This window comes from Blautia difficilis (assembly GCF_014297245.1).
Lineage (GTDB): Bacteria > Bacillota > Clostridia > Lachnospirales > Lachnospiraceae > Blautia_A > Blautia_A difficilis.
The window spans coordinates 1-15,232 of sequence record NZ_JACOQG010000016.1 but is presented as its reverse complement, the minus strand read 5'-3'; the positions used below and the strand labels follow the sequence as shown (position 1 = coordinate 15,232).

Sequence of the window (15,232 nt, the reverse complement as noted above, 5' to 3'; positions counted from 1 at the left end):
TAATTTCATTACTGTAACAATTCCAGAAAATCATAACTGCTTCTTATTATACAAAAAAGAATCCTCAGCCGCTACTATAAGCTGCTGAAGATTCTATGAATTTTACTGTTCCATCTGCCTTCCCAGAAATCCGCTTGCTGTTCTGATGAGCATCTTCTCTGATTCACCCATCACATCCCTTTCATTCTTCCCCAGCAAAAGCACAGATCCTACTGTATCTCCTGCACTGATGATAGGCTGCATGATCTGGGAATACAAAGGTTCTCTCTGTTCCTGAGTCACAGGTATCCTGCTTCTGTCATTTCCGTTAGCAAACACAGAGCTTCTCTCGGTAATTGCATCTTCCAGAGCTTTGCTGATAGGTTTTCCTATATATTCCCTGCTTCCCTGTCCCGCAGCAGCCACTACCTGATCGTGGTCTGTGATACACGCCACCATCCCGCTTGACTGTGCCAGCGCTTCTGCATATTCCTTTGCAAAAACATTCAGTTCTCCGATAGGGGAATACTTTTTCAGAATAATCTCCCCCTCCCGGTCAGTAAAAATTTCCAGTGGTGTTCCTTCTTTTATCCGCAGCGTTTTTCTGATCTCCTTAGGAATGACCACACGCCCCAGATCATCTATTCTTCTTACGATTCCTGTCGCCTTCATTTTTTTCCTCCTGTACTTTCATAGGTTTCCATATTTTTCAGTGTATGGATAGTATATGAATATATGGAGGAATTATGCTTAATTTTTTAGCTTTCAGCCAAATCCGAGTAAAAAAGAATCCCTTCACCAGGCAGTCTCAATCTCTGCTTAAAGTAAAGGGATTTCCTCATCCATTGCTATTTATTTTACACGATAACCCTGGCAACTACAAGACCATAAACCTCAAGTTTGTCACTGCCATTACCATAAACCCAGCTTATCTCACCTTCCGGTACAGGAATATTTACAGCCTCTGTTCCGAAATTCTGATAAATATAATATTTTTCATTTTCATTCTCTCTCACTGTAATCTCCAGTGCGTCCGGAATCTCTTCTTTGATTCCGCAGGAAACGCCGCTGTCTTTCAGCACTTTTCCAATGAAATCTCCATAGAATTCTTTATCAGCATCTGCTGCCACATACCATGCCTTGCCCTTGCCATACTCATTCACTGTCAGACAGGAATAGCCTTTATAGAAATCACTTCCGTAGGTCATTAAAGTACGTGCTCCGCAAAGTTCCACAAGATCACACAGATATTTGCATGTATAAGTCTTATCCAGACCAAGCTCATTTCCTTGAACAGGAACAAAAAAATTCTCTTCCCAGTCATAGAGGCCGTCAATCTCTGTGCTTCTGATTCCCAGCACATCCATCAGTCCATGTGGTGTTCCTTCCAGATAACACCTGTCTGTATCATCTGCAATTCCAGACCAGTAACTTGTGATCAATGTACCGCCGTTTTCCACAAACGCACGAACCTTTTTGGCAAAACCTTTCTTGAACATATAAACCATTGGAAGAGCCAATACTTTATATTTGTCCAGATCACAGGTCATATCGATCACATCCACATTCACACCCTGCTTACGGAAACCTCTGTAGAATTTCAACATCGCCTCCAGATAATGAAGACCTTTATTTCTCGGTCCCTGGCTGTCCTCCATTGCCCACTGGCTGTCCCAGTCATAGATCATGGCAACCGGACTGCTTACAGTTGTTCCTGCCAGTTCTTTTAACTCTTTCAGAGTTTCTCCAACCCTGGAAACTTCTTTGAACACTCTTGTATCATTTCCACCGTAATGATCGATCACTGCTCCGTGAAACTTCTCAGAAGCTCCTCTGCTCTGGCGGATCTGAAAATAAAGAGCACCTTCTCCGCCATGTGCAATTGCCTGCATAGACTGTGCAAAAAGCACTCCCGGTTTCTTTAACTTGCTCACACTCTGCCAGTTTGTAGAAGTCGGGCAGGATTCCATCTGGAAGAACGGCTTTCCTTTCAGAGAGCGCATCAGATCATGGCACATTCCGTTATCATAAGCCGTATCGATCACTGCTTCTTTATGCCATGTCGGGTAAGTATCCCAGGAAACCACATCTATCTCTTTTGCAATCTTAAAATAATCTAAGCCGCCAAAATAGTGCATCAGGTTTGCAGTAGTCGGAAGTGTGCTTCCTCCCTCTCTCAGTGCTGCAATCTCATGATGAATGAAATCAGCAGTCTGATGAGTGACAAATCGTTTCCAGTCCAGATTCAGTGCATGAAGCTGTGTCTCACCAATCTTAGACGGACTCTCAATCTGATCAAAGCTGTTATAGGTATGACTCCAGAAAGTGGTACACCACTGATCATTTAGATTTTCGATGGTCTGATATTTCTCTTTCAGCCAGCTGCGAAATGCTTCCTGACACAGCGGGCAATGGCATTCTCCTCCATACTCATTGGAAATATGCCACAGGATCACACCCGGATGTGTAGCAACCTCCTGTGCCAGCTTCTTATTGATAATATGTACCTTCTCTCTGTAAACAGGAGAAGTATAACAATGATTATGTCTGAATCCAAATAATGCTCTGTGGCGTGTCTCATCTACACGAAGCACCTCCGGATATTTATCTGCCATCCATTTGGGTCTTGCACCTGACGGTGTAGCCAGAATCGTAGAAATACCTCTTTTATAAAGTTTATCAATGATTTCCTGCAGCCATCCAAAATGAAATACACCTTCTTCCGGCTCCAGTGTAGACCAGGAAAAGATTCCAAGGCTTACCACATTACATCCGGATTCTTCCAGCATATCAATATCCTTTTCCAGAATATCCGGTCTTTTTAACCACTGTTCAGGATTGTAATCACCGCCATGAAGCAGTCTGTCAGTTCTAAAATCCATACTTATCTCCTCTTAATTACCTAAGTCATTTTCTTTTTCGCTGTCATTATAAATTCAAGTATCCATAAATATAATTTTTACTATGTTCCTTTTTACAGAACATATTTCGCAATTACTCCAAGCACCAGCAGATGCACCGGATAAAAAACATAATAAACATATTTATTGATGCGGTCTTTTCGCTCACCGTTGTAACACCAGATTCCATAAAATGCGATAGGACCGGTCACATACATCAGACTGATCATACAGCCTAACACTGTTTTCAGCACATTTCTTGTCTCAAACACATAGAACACAAACACAAGAAGCACCATACAAAGGCCATACTCTGCCCGGAAAATACTCACCCAGACAATGGATGCGATCAGAATCAGTACCTTCAACATACCACCTGTAAATCCGGAAGTCTCTTTAAACAGATCTAAGCATTTCAACATAACCAGACAGATACACATCGTGATCATTGCATTCTGGCTTGAAAAGTCCCATATTTTTCCGCAGATTGCCAGATCATATGGAATCTCACTGACCAGTGCAGTAACAGCTATCATGATCAGATATTTCTTATAATCCGATGTATTGTGAAATCCCTCCACCAGCAGAAACGCAAATACGGGAATCGCCATTCCGCCTATAAGCTGCATAATGGATCCGATCCCCGCAAGTGTCATTAAACGGGAATCCTGGGACATCGCCTGATTCAGACTCTCCTGAGTATACTGGTCTAAATGGATCAGACCCTTTTCAATAATGGCAATTCCAACAGTCTGGATCAGCATGGTAATACATGCAAACATTTTCAGCCCATCAGCTGTAATATCCGGAGTCTTCCAGACGATTCCTCTTCTTCCCGTTGTCATATTCATAGCCTCAACCTTTTACAGCACCACCTGTAATTCCTTCCACATAGAATTTCTGCATGATCATAAACAGAATAGAAATCGGTATGGATACCAGTACTCCGCCTGCACAGAACTGAGTGAAATAAGAATTGATAAGACTCTTATCCAACATCTTGTACAGACCGATGGCAACTGTATATTTGGAAGAAATTCCGGCATTTAGGATCATCTTTGCATATACGAAATCCATCCACGGTACCAGGAAACTGCTGATAACTGTATAAACAACGATCGGACGGCTCATGGGCAGAACCATCTGGAAGAAGATTCTTGCCTCACTGCATCCATCAATTCTGGCAGCCTCGCAAAGTGCTCTCGGAACTGTATCAAAAAAACCCTTTGCGATCAGATAACCAAGACCTGAAGAAGCAGAGTAAACCATGATCAGACCGGCATAGCTGTTTGTCAGATTAAAGGATTTCAGTGTGAAGTAAACTGCAATCATTGCCAGCATACCAGGAAACAGATTCAGGATAACTGCCATGTTCATCAGCGGTTTTCTCATCTTGAATCTCATAACAGATGTTGCATATGCAACCATCAGTACGAACATAGTGGAAATCACACATGTAAAGCATGCAATGATAAATGTATTCATAAACCACTGTGGAAACTGAGATACAGAATCTGAATGAAACAGCTTCATGTAATTACTGATACTCCATTCCTTCGGAAAAAATGTACTGGTATTCATTCCTGAATATGCACTGAAGGAGGTACATACCAGCCAGATGATCGGAACCAGCCAGATAAATGCCAGCACTGCGATCAATAAATTATGTAATACTATAGAAGATGTACGACTATCTTTCATCTTTTTCATTATTGATATGTTCCCTCCTTATCTCCCTTGATCATCCTGTTAAATGCAACCAGGGTGAATACTGCACAGATAATAAACACGATAATACCGATTGCTGACGCCATCTTATAGTTGTAGTAATCCTGAGTCAGACGGAACAGCCAGGTAACCAGAAGGTCAACCTCTTTTGCCTGTGAGCTTGCCATTGCCTGGTTTGTTGTTGTATAAACATCCTGTGTAAGCAGATAAATAACATTAAAGTTATTAATATTTTTTACAAAGTCCGTGATCAGAGCAGGTCCTGTTACAAAGAGCAGATATGGCATTGTGATCTTTCTGAATATCTGGAAGTTTGTTGCACCGTCTACTCTTGCGCTCTCAAGCTGGTCAGAAGGAAGGTTCATCAGGACACCTGTTGCAATCAGCATCTGATACGGAACACCGATCCAGATATTAATGAGAATGATCATTACGTGTGCCCAGCCCGGAGCAGAAAGAAATGGAATATAGCTTGTGGACACAAGTCCTATGCTTCTTAAAAATCCTGTCAGTCCAATGCTGTTGCAGATTGTATTGACAATACCTCCATTTGAAAAGAAGTTACGCACCAGCAGAAGTGATACAAACTGCGGAACTGCAATCGTTACGATAAATAAAGTACGCCACATCTTCGGCAGTCTTGTCTTCTTACTGTTGAGAAGCAGGGAAAGCAGGATACCTCCGATATAAGTTGTAAATGTTGCGAAGAAAGCCCATACAAGTGTCCATCCCAGAACCCGCACAAATGCATATCCGAACGTAGATGTAAGACCGCCGCCGCCAAACAAACTGATAAAGTTACTAAAACCTACCCATGAGAACAACTCCGTAGGTGGCATATGCTGCTGATCATAATTTGTAAATGCTACAAAGATCAGAAGTAAGATTGGGATCAATGTGAAGATCACAACTCCAAGTACCGGAAGTGTCAGTAATGTAATGTGAAATTTCTCTTCTGTCAGTGATCTGAGATCTTCTTTAAACGTATTGATATGCTTTCCGGTTTCTTCCATTTTCTGAAGTGCATAAGCATTGATCACATTCTTAAACCACACAACAGCTGCCGCAAACCACACAACAAAGCTGAACAATGAAAACAACAGGATCGTAAAGGAATTATCATAATCATTAAATTCACTTTTCATTGTTTTCATATTAAAGACTTTTTCCATCTTTACAGTACCAAGGGTACTGAATTTTGGTACATACTGCATTGCAAATTTCACTGAAAAAACGATCACTGCAATCTCCAGCAATGTCATCAGTGCTGCTTTCACATACTGTTTACGCTTTGCATAACCTGCACCCATCCAGATCAGGGACAGCTTTACAAAGGCATCACCTTTCACTACAGCAGTACCAAAATCATTGAAAAATCCACCGATAGCTTTAAAGAATCCACTCACTGCCGCTGCAGCAGAATTATTTTCCTGTGCTGCCATATCTTTCCTCCTCACAATTTTATATGGTTACCATCTATCTTTAAAACAGCCCACATGCCGTTATGCATATGAGCCGTTTTTTAGTATTTACTGTCTATGAACAGTGATGGTATTTATTCTACAGAAGCAGTAGCACCCTCTACCAGATTATCAAGCGCTTCCTGGATTCCATTATCATCATCTGCAGATAATGTTCCCTGTGCGATCAGTTCTCCGAATGTCTTTGCAGGATCCCAGTATTTTCCGCCAACCTTCTGAGCCTGTGCATATTCAGACTGAGCTGCAAGTGCTGCAAGAGCCACATTTTCCTGAACAGAATCAGATGCTGCCACATTCTTGTTGGAAGGACCACTTTCTCTCTGATCAAAGAACATCTGCTGGGACTCTTCGTTTGTAAGGTACTCTGCAAGAAGAACTGCCCATCCGGAATTCTCAGAATAACCGTTTACACCAACATATTTGTAACCGGCAACAGATCCCTGCTGAACCTGTGCATCGCCTACTGTGAATGTAGGAAGCTTTGTTGCTGCATATCCGTCACCAAATACATCCTGTGCTGTGATCGCATCCCATGTACCGGAAACGCATGCTGCCAGATTACCGGATGCAAGCTGATTAGACAGATCCCCATCAGCAACTGCCATAAATGCCGGATTGGATGCAATATCAAGCATTCCTTTTACTACATCAACACCTGTATATCCGTCAGCACTTGTTCCGTTCCAGTCCATAGTTGTTGTTCCGTCATCGTTAAGTCCTGTTGTAAATCCTGCTCCATAGAAGAAAGAAGCATTGTACCATCCGGAAGCAAGTGTCATACCAACTTTCTTTCCAGCCTTATCAGCCGCTTCAAGAAGGCTATCCCAGTTTGCTGCATCTTCTTCTGAAATTACAGATGAATCATAGTAAAGAAAATATCCGTTGTCAGCAGCTCTTGGAAATGCATACAGACTGCCATCAATTGTTGCTGCATCAATAGCGCCTTCAACGTTTGCAGCTTTTACATCATCAAGTGTTGTATCTGCAAGCTGCAGCGCCTCTGCATAATCATCAAGTTTCAGAAGTGCTCCGGCTTTTACAAGATCCGGGAGCTGATCATCTGCGAATGCATATACATCTGCACCTGCCTCTACGTCTGTCAGAATTGTATCTTTTGCAGTAGACTCAGATTCTACTCCAATCTGAATATCAAATTTCTGATCTGTATACTTCTCCTGGAATTTATCTGTCAGTTCTTTTAATAAATTCTGATCTTCCTCAGCGCCCCATACAGTCAGTTTAATTGTCTCATCCTCTGCTGCGCTTACACATACTGTGCAGGAAAGTGCCATAGCTGCTGCCAGTAACGGTGCGATTACCTTTTTTACATTTTTTCTCATTTTCTCTTCCTCCTGATTTCTGGTGTCATACACAAACATCCCATAATTTCCGCTGCATAAAAGCTCTTTTATTCTGTTTGCGCAACCGCTTGTTCATGTTTTTAGTATATTCCAATATATTCTCAAAGTCAATTAGCCATTATTATCTAAATTTTTATCTTTGTTTTTGCTATATTGCACAATTCATGTTGCTGTTTCAATCTTTTTGCGCAATCGTTTCCATCATAATTTTTACAGTAAAGAATCCTGTCTGGATTTATAATTTTCTGCAACAAAATAAGTGCAGATGTCAGCGTTAATTATTCTCTGACAACTACACTTTTATGATATCAGAAAGCAACACTGCCTCTGCTTTTTACTGTGTTGATTCCCTTAAAATCACCTGATAATTAAGTGGTTTTATCTCTTCCTGTGGATTTTCTCCCAGTATTTCCAGAAGCCTGATACATGCCATCTGCCCCAGTCCTGTGGTATCAAATTTAATACTGGTAACCGGAGGATTGTGATATTCCAGATTTTTGCTGTCATACATACTTGCTACCTTCATCTGCATCGGAACCTGTATCTTCTTTTCCCTTAAACTGCTCATACACATGCTGCAGATCACATCATCCATACATACAATGCCGTCTGCACCTGCTTCATATAATTTACTTACTGCATCCGATACAACCAGCTGATTATCTGCATTCATGAAAATAAGATTCTTATCAACAGGAATTCCCAATTCCTGATGTGCATCCAGAAATCCCTGATATCTGCTTCCTGTAACATTATAAGACTCATTTCCTCCAAGCAATGCAAGATGACGCATTCCCTTCATCAGCATGATACTGGTCAGTTCTTTTCCAGCCTCCTGATTTTTATTATCTACGAATGGAACATCCGGTTCATTTGTTGGACCTATGAGAACAAAAGGCTCTCTACAGGTCTTCAGATATTTCTGTACTCTGGAACTGACTACTGCTCTGCTTACTATAATTCCGTCTACCTTTCTGTTTGCCTCCAGCCTCTCAATCTGTGACACATCTTCTCCATCAACCATCGAAATGATAATATCATAATCATATGCTGAAGCTATCTCACAGATTCCATTCATACAGTCTTTAAAAAAAAGGAATTCTGTGGCAACATAATCCTTTGGCATCAATAATGCAATATTATAAGTTTTTCTCTGTGCCAGTCCCCTTGCAACAACATTGGGACGATAGTCATGCTCCTTGATAAACGCCAGAACCCTATCCCTGGTTGCCTGTCCGATTCGTCCCTTTCCTGAAATTGCCCTGGATACCGTTGTTTTACTGACTCCCAGTTCCCGGGCAATATCATCAATTGTATATATTTTCTTTTCTTCTGTCTCCATAATAACAATAACACCCCATTACCATTACACAATCGATTATATAAAAAGGAACCTTTCTTTTATTGATAATCCGCTTGACTAATCTATCAATAAAAAAATGATTCCTTTTCCTTTTTTAAAGAAGATATACCGGAAGTTCATCCTTAATATGAACAGGTCCATCTATTGATTCTTTCCTGTCCTCTGTAACAAATACCGCCTCCAGTTTTTCTGCATCCTGTGTGGAAATCACAGATCTTTTTACTGTTTTCTTTGCACCTGCATTTGCAGCCCGCTTAATACTTTCTTTTCCTACTGGCATAGCTTCATTACCTCCTCTGCTAACTTTGTATATTCTTTGGCACTTCTGCTTGATCTTTTATATTCAACAACCGGAATACTGTTATCCTGGGACCATTCTACAGAACTGTCCACTCTGATGATCTGTTCAAATACATGGATACCCTCCAGTTCATGCAAAGTTTCCATAGTCTGCTTATAGTAATTCTTTCTTGTATCCACCTTCGTCACTGCAATTCCGGCTATTTCCAGATCCGGTGAAATCTGTCTGACTTCGTTAAGAAATTCAAACATATTTGCAAGTCCAAACATCCCCCATGGGCTTGCCTCAACAGGAATGATCACTTTGTCTGAAGCGCACAAAATATTCATAACCCAGCCTCCAAGTGTAGGCGGCGCATCAATCAGAATATAATCGTACATTCCTGACTCTTTAATCTTCTGGAGACATTTCCGCAAAATAAACTCTCTCTGCCATTTTGTAAATAATTCATATTCTATGGAACTCATTAAGGTAGAGGATGGAATTAGATCCAGATTTTCATAAGAAGTATGTACCACATAATCTGTCAGATCTTCCTGCTTTTTAATCCCATAATACAGATTCTTTTCTCCTGCTGCATGCTCCAATACCCAGTCCTCTGAAAAAAAAGCCAACGACAAATTCAGCTGCATATCCCCATCAACCAAAAGAACCTTTTTTCCGGTCTGCGCAATTGCTGCACCCAGGTTGGAACAGGTTGTGGATTTTCCACTTCCGCCTTTATTATTTGTAAAACATATGGTTATGGTTTTTCCCATGTTTTCACACCTCAATTTTCTTCAACTATCTTCATTATATGAGTTTTATTCATCCTTTTCAACTGTTTTCGTAAGTATTAGCTCTATTCTGCTATTAATCAGATTTTTTCTATTTCCTGTTCTTTTCCTGTTCCATAAAACTTTTGATTTTCAAAATAAAAGTCTTGCATTTTAGAATAATTGTGTTATAGTATTCATATACTTGATATGTAGTTTTAATTACTATGTTAAATAGTTTTGAAATTGGAGGCGATAATTATGAAATTTAAACTGAAAGATCCCGGAAGTGCCATCACTCATGGAATTGCTCTTTTATTGGCTGTAACCGGGGCAATTCCCCTTATTATCAAAGCTGCTCGTTCCTATGATGTGATTCACATTGTTGCATTGAGCATTTTTATACTGACTATGATCCTGCTTTATGCAGCCAGTACCATCTATCACTCCATAGATTCTACTAAAAAAGTAAACCGGCGTCTCCGCAAAATAGATCATATGATGATTTTCATTATGATTGCAGGCAGCTATACTCCGGTATGTCTCATAGTTCTTCATAATCGCATTGGATATATTCTGTGTGCACTGGTATGGACAATTGCCATATTGGGAATGATTTTGAAATGCTGTTGGATCACCTGCCCCAAATGGTTTTCTTCTGTGCTGTACATCGCCATGGGCTGGCTGTGTGTCCTGGCATTCGTACCTATTTTCCATGCTCTCCCACGAGCTGGCTTTGACTGGCTTCTGGCCGGCGGAATCATTTACACCATCGGTGGCGTGATCTATGCTTTAAAAGTTCCTCTCTTTGATGCCAGACACAAAAATTTTGGCTCACATGAAATCTTTCATGTCTTTATCATGCTTGGAAGCGCCTGCCACTTTGTAGTTATGTATTTCTTTGTTGCACCACTTCCCGTATAAAAAGTAAAGCAGTTATTCAATTATAAATATATAGCTGAATAACTGCTTTTTTATTTATATTGCTACTTTTCGCATTGGATATAATCCATAAGACCGGTAGGAAGCTCCAAAATATTTATAATACCCTTTTGCTTCTGAAAATAACGGATCATATACCAAACCATCGACTTCTGCCCAACAGTGGCCACTTCCATTTGTCTGTGATGTATCTACACAGGCATATACATTCTTGTATCCTAATGCCTTTGCCAGATATGCAAAAGAGCATGCATCTGAGAAGCAATTTCCTCTTTTTCCATTATTAATAAAATAATCATTTGCATACAGCGCCGGCCATGATGTCTGATTCACATATTTCCTTGTAGTACCATAATAATGTCTGATCACCCATTTATAGCAGGTTTCAAATTTCTGGTTTTTTGACATTTGAGGTGTTGTAATCTGAGAAACTATCTGTTTTGCTCTCTGCAGAGTTTCATAATCATAAGCCTGCGCGGCAGTCATTCTTTTACCTTTGGAATTATAATATACATTTCCCTTTTTCCAGGCTTCCATTACTCCCTTGGCAGTACAATAATAAATATTGTTTCCGGATTTCACAGTTTTTGTTTTCATTACACCATTTTCAGCAAAATAGTAATATTTTCCTTTTATCTTTTTAATACCACTGCAGCGTTTTCCGTTTGTATTAAAATAAAATTTATGCTTATTATGTGTAACCCATCCGGTTTTCATAAATCCCTTTGCATCAAAATAATAAACATTCCCTTCTACTCTCTTCATTCCCACAAGAAATTTATTATTTTTATAATACTGTTTTTTATTTCCTACAGTTATCCAACCATTTTTCACTTCCGGAATGGGAGTAGGTGTAACCTCCGGGGTTATTACAGGTTCATTCTGTTCCGGAGTAGGTGTTATGATTTCCTGCGGAGTCATAGTGATTTCCGGTGGGATATTCATGTCTGCTCCAGCTGTCGGTACACTTCCCAAAACACATACCGCACATGCCACAATCCATTTTGTCATCTTTTTCATTTCCTTGGTCCTCCTTAAAAATTTATAAGCTCCAGTTTTCTTTCTCTGGTAAGCTGCTTAATCTGATATTCCCTCTGCATAGCCTCTTCTTTCGTAAAAAAGCCCTCATAATATACAAGAGACACCGGACGCTTTGTTTTTGTATATTTGGCACCGTTTCTGCCACCATTATGAGCCTTCAGACGTTTCTCCAGACAGTTTGTCCATCCTGTATAAAGAGTCCCGTCTGCACACTTTACCATATATGTATAATTCATGCTTCATCTGTACCTCATCTATGTAAAGGACAACCATCTGTCATAAAACAATCCCAGCCTCAAATCATGGTCATCCTCTTTTTTATGATAAACAGCCGGTATCATACTTGTATCTTAATCAGCACAAACATTCATCATTTACTTTTCTTATCTGCATCTAAATACAAAATCTTTCTGACTCTGCATTTTCTAAGCAGGACGGGAAACCGACTGCAATTTTATTTTCCCATCTAGAGCGTATTTGAAAAATACTCTAGTAACGGTCCTGTTTTTTCATAATAACTTTATCTATTTTATTATACGGTAATTTCACTATTATGTGAATAACTTCCCTTCAGTTTATTTAATAAAAAAATAGAACCAGTTTTTCTGGCTCTATCTTTACGAAACAAATAAATCTTCTTATTTTCTTAACTTTATTTACGAAGATAAGTGATTGGGTCTATAGGCTCTCCGTCTTTTTTCATTGCAAAATACAGATTTGCCCCCTCTGCACTGTAATATTTCGTAGGTTCTGCCACATATCCAATCGTAGTTCCTTTTTTCACAATATCGCCCTGAGAAACAGTCAAGTCTTCCAGCTGTCCATAAATCGCCTGATATCCATTTCCCAGTTCCATTGTCAATGTAGTTCCTGTCTGCGCATTTTTCTCAACAGAATAAACCGTTCCGTTTACTGCCGAAACTACAGGAGCCCCTTCTACCGCCCCTACCGAAATAGCCGGACTCATTCTGTATTGATCCAATGTAGGATAATAAGTGGTCTGATCCATGCTGTAATCCAGCAAAACAGTTCCATTTACCGGCCATTCCATTACTGTATCCTCTGAAAAATTTATTTCCGGAAGATTGACTGCTGAAGCAGAAACATCTGTGGTTTCCTCTGAAATATTACTTATTGTCTGTGTTGTATCATTTTCACTTATTTCATCTTCCATATTTGCATTCACAACGCTTTTTTCTGCTCCTGTCTCATTACCTGCCTCTTCCTTTACAGTATTGATCTGAGCATTTGTTTCTTCTTCGGGAAACTCACTTTCCATCATTTCTGCAGCTTCCTGATTATCTTCTTCAATATTCACCTCTTCATTTGTGTTCTCTGTACCATCCTCCTGAATCAGGGGTTGATTTTTCGGTTCTTTCTCTTTCACAGGAGAAGTTCCAAGCTGATACACCGTAATTCCTAAAGCTGCCACAGCAGCAAGGCCAACAGTGTTCGCAATCATACGGGTAATTCTGTTATTCATCATATTCCTTTCACCTCTGTTTTCATCTTCATATCTATAGGGTGTCCAGAATCTCTCCTGTTATTCAATATTTTGCATTGAATTCAAATTCATTTTATCTCTCTGACATTTACAATCTGCATATCCGCAAAATATGTTGTTAAAATTTCCTCTGCCGTTTTTTTATTTTTTGCCAGCTGATCCCCACCATATTGGGAAAATCCCAAACCATGTCCTTTCCCTTTACAGAGAAAACAGATATTATTTTTGCTTCTTTTTATACTAAAATTAGAAGAAGCCAGCCCCAATTCTCTGCTGAATGTTTCTCCCTCCAGTACTATATCATCAGCCCGGATCTCCGTCACATATCCGGCACTATCTCTTTTCTTGATAATAAGATTTTTGGGAAGATCAACCTGACTTATATAAAAACTGCTCAAATAATCATCTGCCTCTTTGTCACTGTCACATTTTACTGATTTCAGATATTTATATTTGTCACTATGTAAAACTTCTTTTCCGTTCCTTGTTCTTCCCGCACTGAGCTGATGATATGGCAAAAGCTCCAATTTATAATTTCGCACAAGAACCTCTCCCCTGGTTTCTTCCACTGCTCTTTCATATTTTTCGTCTAGAATCCATTCTGAAAAACTTTTTTTCTCCAAATCCCGTCGCAGTTCCTTCAATATATCTAAAAGACTCTCCTTTTCTTCTAAGCGCCGGTAATAATCAGATCTTGCAATAATTGTCTGGGCTTTTATTGTTTCCAACTTCATATTTTTGTCAATCTGGGTTGCCGTTACTACAGGCAATATTCTTTCCACATTAAACTTCTGATTTATCATTAACGTATCTATTCCATTTAATGGGATAATAAAAAAATAGGGGATAAAAAAGAAACTTAGAATTCCTAGTGTACAGGAAATGAAATGATTCTTCATAGACCGGATCCTTTTCGATCGATTGCTGCTATTCTATATTAAAACAGCATTTCTTCTTTTAAGTATATGTATCTTCTCAGATTCATACCCTTAAATAGATTAAAATATTTATACAATAAAAAAACTTCTGCGAAAATTCACAGAAGTTAAAAGTGAAGCATCGGGGATTCGAACCCCGGACAACTTGATTAAAAGTCAAGTGCTCTACCGACTGAGCTAATGCTCCATATTTATTGCCTAATTCTCCAAGCAAAATGCCCAGAGCCGGAATCGAACCAGCGACACGAGGATTTTCAGTCCTCTGCTCTACCAACTGAGCTATCTGGGCAAAGTAGCGGGGACAGGATTTGAACCTATGACCTTCGGGTTATGAGCCCGACGAGCTTCCAGACTGCTCCACCCCGCGTTAATAATTAAATTAAAAGCCGATGATCGGACTCGAACCGATAACCTGCTGATTACAAATCAGCTGCTCTGCCAATTGAGCCACATCGGCTTAGGTTAATACCTAAGTGGATGGAGAAGGATTCGAACCTTCGAAAGCGTTGCTAACAGATTTACAGTCTGCCCCCTTTGGCCACTCGGGAATCCATCCAAACATATGGAACCTATAGGGCTCGAACCTATGACCCTCTGCTTGTAAGGCAGATGCTCTCCCAGCTGAGCTAAGATTCCATATTCCTTATGCAATTAACTTCGTCAGCAAATTGCTAACGACCCAGAAGAGACTCGAACTCTCGACCTTCGCCGTGACAGGGCGACGCTCTAACCAACTGAGCCACTGGGCCATTTAAAGGTTTTGCACCTTCAAAACTACATACATGTTGACATTTCCTTGAGAATTAACTTCCTGCGATTCTTGGTCAAGCCCTCACCCGATTAGTAACAGTCAGCTCCATGTGTTGCCACACTTCCACCTCTGCCCTATCTACCTCGTCGTCTTCAAGGGGGTTTACTTCTTTCGAATGGGATATCTCA

14 protein-coding genes, 7 tRNA genes and 1 rRNA gene are annotated in these 15,232 nt (G+C 40.0%); 1 reads left to right on the top strand and 21 read right to left on the bottom strand.

The annotated features are described in order from the left end of the window. Positions 1-102 precede the first annotated feature (102 nt). The 9 genes from spoVT to H8Z82_RS10465 form a co-directional block, all read right to left on the bottom strand. A complete protein-coding gene (gene spoVT / locus H8Z82_RS10505; protein WP_186995081.1) occupies positions 103-651 on the bottom strand; it encodes a stage V sporulation protein T in 549 nt (182 codons plus the stop codon). Between the two features lie 185 nt (positions 652-836). Next, complete coding sequence (locus tag H8Z82_RS10500; RefSeq protein ID WP_186995080.1) at positions 837-2,861, bottom strand: beta-galactosidase; 2,025 nt, start codon at positions 2,859-2,861, stop codon at positions 837-839. A gap of 92 nt (positions 2,862-2,953) precedes the next feature. Further along, on the bottom strand, positions 2,954-3,730 hold the full coding sequence (locus H8Z82_RS10495; RefSeq protein WP_147641505.1) for a TraX family protein: 777 nt from the start codon (positions 3,728-3,730) through the stop codon (positions 2,954-2,956). 4 nt (positions 3,731-3,734) lie between these two features. Continuing rightward, positions 3,735-4,589 carry a sugar ABC transporter permease gene (locus tag H8Z82_RS10490; protein ID WP_186995079.1) on the bottom strand — a complete coding sequence of 285 codons (855 nt, stop codon included), beginning with the start codon at positions 4,587-4,589 and terminating at the stop codon, positions 3,735-3,737. Beyond that, complete coding sequence (locus H8Z82_RS10485) at positions 4,589-6,049, bottom strand: carbohydrate ABC transporter permease (protein ID WP_186995078.1); 1,461 nt, start codon at positions 6,047-6,049, stop codon at positions 4,589-4,591. The genes H8Z82_RS10490 and H8Z82_RS10485 overlap by 1 nt, the downstream gene beginning before the upstream one ends. 113 nt (positions 6,050-6,162) lie before the next feature. Further along, positions 6,163-7,428 (bottom strand): extracellular solute-binding protein, encoded by a 1,266-nt coding sequence (locus tag H8Z82_RS10480; RefSeq protein ID WP_243176445.1) that lies wholly within the window; start codon positions 7,426-7,428, stop codon positions 6,163-6,165. A 355-nt stretch (positions 7,429-7,783) separates the two neighbouring features. After that, positions 7,784-8,791, bottom strand: coding sequence for a LacI family DNA-binding transcriptional regulator (locus H8Z82_RS10475; protein ID WP_186995076.1), 1,008 nt, complete (start codon positions 8,789-8,791; stop codon positions 7,784-7,786). Positions 8,792-8,906: 115 nt separating this feature from the next. Then, positions 8,907-9,092: a hypothetical protein gene (locus H8Z82_RS10470; protein WP_019160308.1), complete on the bottom strand. Its 186-nt coding sequence runs from the start codon at positions 9,090-9,092 to the stop codon at positions 8,907-8,909. Further along, on the bottom strand, positions 9,083-9,871 hold the full coding sequence (locus tag H8Z82_RS10465) for a ParA family protein (RefSeq protein ID WP_186995075.1): 789 nt from the start codon (positions 9,869-9,871) through the stop codon (positions 9,083-9,085). Before H8Z82_RS10465 ends, H8Z82_RS10470 begins: the two co-directional genes overlap by 10 nt. Before the next feature lie 258 nt (positions 9,872-10,129). On the opposite strand from H8Z82_RS10465, the gene trhA reads away from it, so the two are divergent. Further along, positions 10,130-10,792 (top strand): PAQR family membrane homeostasis protein TrhA, encoded by a 663-nt coding sequence (trhA, locus tag H8Z82_RS10460; protein WP_019160306.1) that lies wholly within the window; start codon positions 10,130-10,132, stop codon positions 10,790-10,792. A gap of 54 nt (positions 10,793-10,846) precedes the next feature. On the opposite strand, the gene H8Z82_RS10455 is transcribed toward trhA, so the two are convergent. The 12 genes from H8Z82_RS10455 to H8Z82_RS10400 form a co-directional block, all read right to left on the bottom strand. After that, positions 10,847-11,830 carry a transglutaminase domain-containing protein gene (locus H8Z82_RS10455; protein ID WP_019160305.1) on the bottom strand — a complete coding sequence of 328 codons (984 nt, stop codon included), beginning with the start codon at positions 11,828-11,830 and terminating at the stop codon, positions 10,847-10,849. Positions 11,831-11,844: 14 nt separating this feature from the next. Continuing rightward, entirely contained in the window at positions 11,845-12,087 is a 243-nt protein-coding gene (locus H8Z82_RS10450; RefSeq protein ID WP_019160304.1) for a GIY-YIG nuclease family protein, read from the bottom strand. A 416-nt stretch (positions 12,088-12,503) separates the two neighbouring features. Continuing rightward, the gene (locus H8Z82_RS10445; protein WP_186995074.1) at positions 12,504-13,337 is read right to left on the bottom strand and encodes a M23 family metallopeptidase; all 834 of its coding nucleotides are present in this window, start codon (positions 13,335-13,337) and stop codon (positions 12,504-12,506) included. Between the two features lie 86 nt (positions 13,338-13,423). Beyond that, positions 13,424-14,158, bottom strand: a complete 735-nt coding sequence (locus H8Z82_RS10440) for a SpoIID/LytB domain-containing protein (protein WP_019160302.1) — start codon at positions 14,156-14,158, stop codon at positions 13,424-13,426. 249 nt (positions 14,159-14,407) lie between these two features. Beyond that, positions 14,408-14,480: transfer RNA gene (locus tag H8Z82_RS10435), tRNA-Lys, on the bottom strand. A gap of 29 nt (positions 14,481-14,509) precedes the next feature. Beyond that, positions 14,510-14,582 (bottom strand) — tRNA-Phe (locus tag H8Z82_RS10430). 4 nt (positions 14,583-14,586) lie between these two features. After that, a tRNA-Met gene (locus tag H8Z82_RS10425) sits at positions 14,587-14,660 on the bottom strand. Between the two features lie 17 nt (positions 14,661-14,677). Further along, positions 14,678-14,750: transfer RNA gene (locus H8Z82_RS10420), tRNA-Thr, on the bottom strand. Between the two features lie 17 nt (positions 14,751-14,767). Continuing rightward, a tRNA-Tyr gene (locus tag H8Z82_RS10415) sits at positions 14,768-14,849 on the bottom strand. A gap of 7 nt (positions 14,850-14,856) precedes the next feature. Beyond that, a tRNA-Val gene (locus tag H8Z82_RS10410) sits at positions 14,857-14,929 on the bottom strand. A 39-nt stretch (positions 14,930-14,968) separates the two neighbouring features. Further along, positions 14,969-15,042, bottom strand: a tRNA-Asp gene (locus H8Z82_RS10405). Positions 15,043-15,113: 71 nt separating this feature from the next. Continuing rightward, a 23S ribosomal RNA gene (locus H8Z82_RS10400) occupies positions 15,114-15,232 on the bottom strand; the annotation flags it as partial.

What these genes read in the sequence shown, in the direction of transcription:
- spoVT (WP_186995081.1), bottom strand. Translation starts at nt 651, where the DNA reads ATGAAGGCGACAGGAATCGTAAGAAGAATAGATGATCTGGGGCGTGTG.
- H8Z82_RS10500 (WP_186995080.1), bottom strand. Translation starts at nt 2,861, where the DNA reads ATGGATTTTAGAACTGACAGACTGCTTCATGGCGGTGATTACAATCCT.
- H8Z82_RS10495 (WP_147641505.1), bottom strand. Translation starts at nt 3,730, where the DNA reads ATGAATATGACAACGGGAAGAAGAGGAATCGTCTGGAAGACTCCGGAT.
- H8Z82_RS10490 (WP_186995079.1), bottom strand. Translation starts at nt 4,589, where the DNA reads ATGAAAAAGATGAAAGATAGTCGTACATCTTCTATAGTATTACATAAT.
- H8Z82_RS10485 (WP_186995078.1), bottom strand. Translation starts at nt 6,049, where the DNA reads ATGGCAGCACAGGAAAATAATTCTGCTGCAGCGGCAGTGAGTGGATTC.
- H8Z82_RS10480 (WP_243176445.1), bottom strand. Translation starts at nt 7,428, where the DNA reads ATGAGAAAAAATGTAAAAAAGGTAATCGCACCGTTACTGGCAGCAGCT.
- H8Z82_RS10475 (WP_186995076.1), bottom strand. Translation starts at nt 8,791, where the DNA reads ATGGAGACAGAAGAAAAGAAAATATATACAATTGATGATATTGCCCGG.
- H8Z82_RS10470 (WP_019160308.1), bottom strand. Translation starts at nt 9,092, where the DNA reads ATGCCAGTAGGAAAAGAAAGTATTAAGCGGGCTGCAAATGCAGGTGCA.
- H8Z82_RS10465 (WP_186995075.1), bottom strand. Translation starts at nt 9,871, where the DNA reads ATGGGAAAAACCATAACCATATGTTTTACAAATAATAAAGGCGGAAGT.
- trhA (WP_019160306.1), top strand. Translation starts at nt 10,130, where the DNA reads ATGAAATTTAAACTGAAAGATCCCGGAAGTGCCATCACTCATGGAATT.
- H8Z82_RS10455 (WP_019160305.1), bottom strand. Translation starts at nt 11,830, where the DNA reads ATGAAAAAGATGACAAAATGGATTGTGGCATGTGCGGTATGTGTTTTG.
- H8Z82_RS10450 (WP_019160304.1), bottom strand. Translation starts at nt 12,087, where the DNA reads ATGAATTATACATATATGGTAAAGTGTGCAGACGGGACTCTTTATACA.
- H8Z82_RS10445 (WP_186995074.1), bottom strand. Translation starts at nt 13,337, where the DNA reads ATGATGAATAACAGAATTACCCGTATGATTGCGAACACTGTTGGCCTT.
- H8Z82_RS10440 (WP_019160302.1), bottom strand. Translation starts at nt 14,158, where the DNA reads ATGATAAATCAGAAGTTTAATGTGGAAAGAATATTGCCTGTAGTAACG.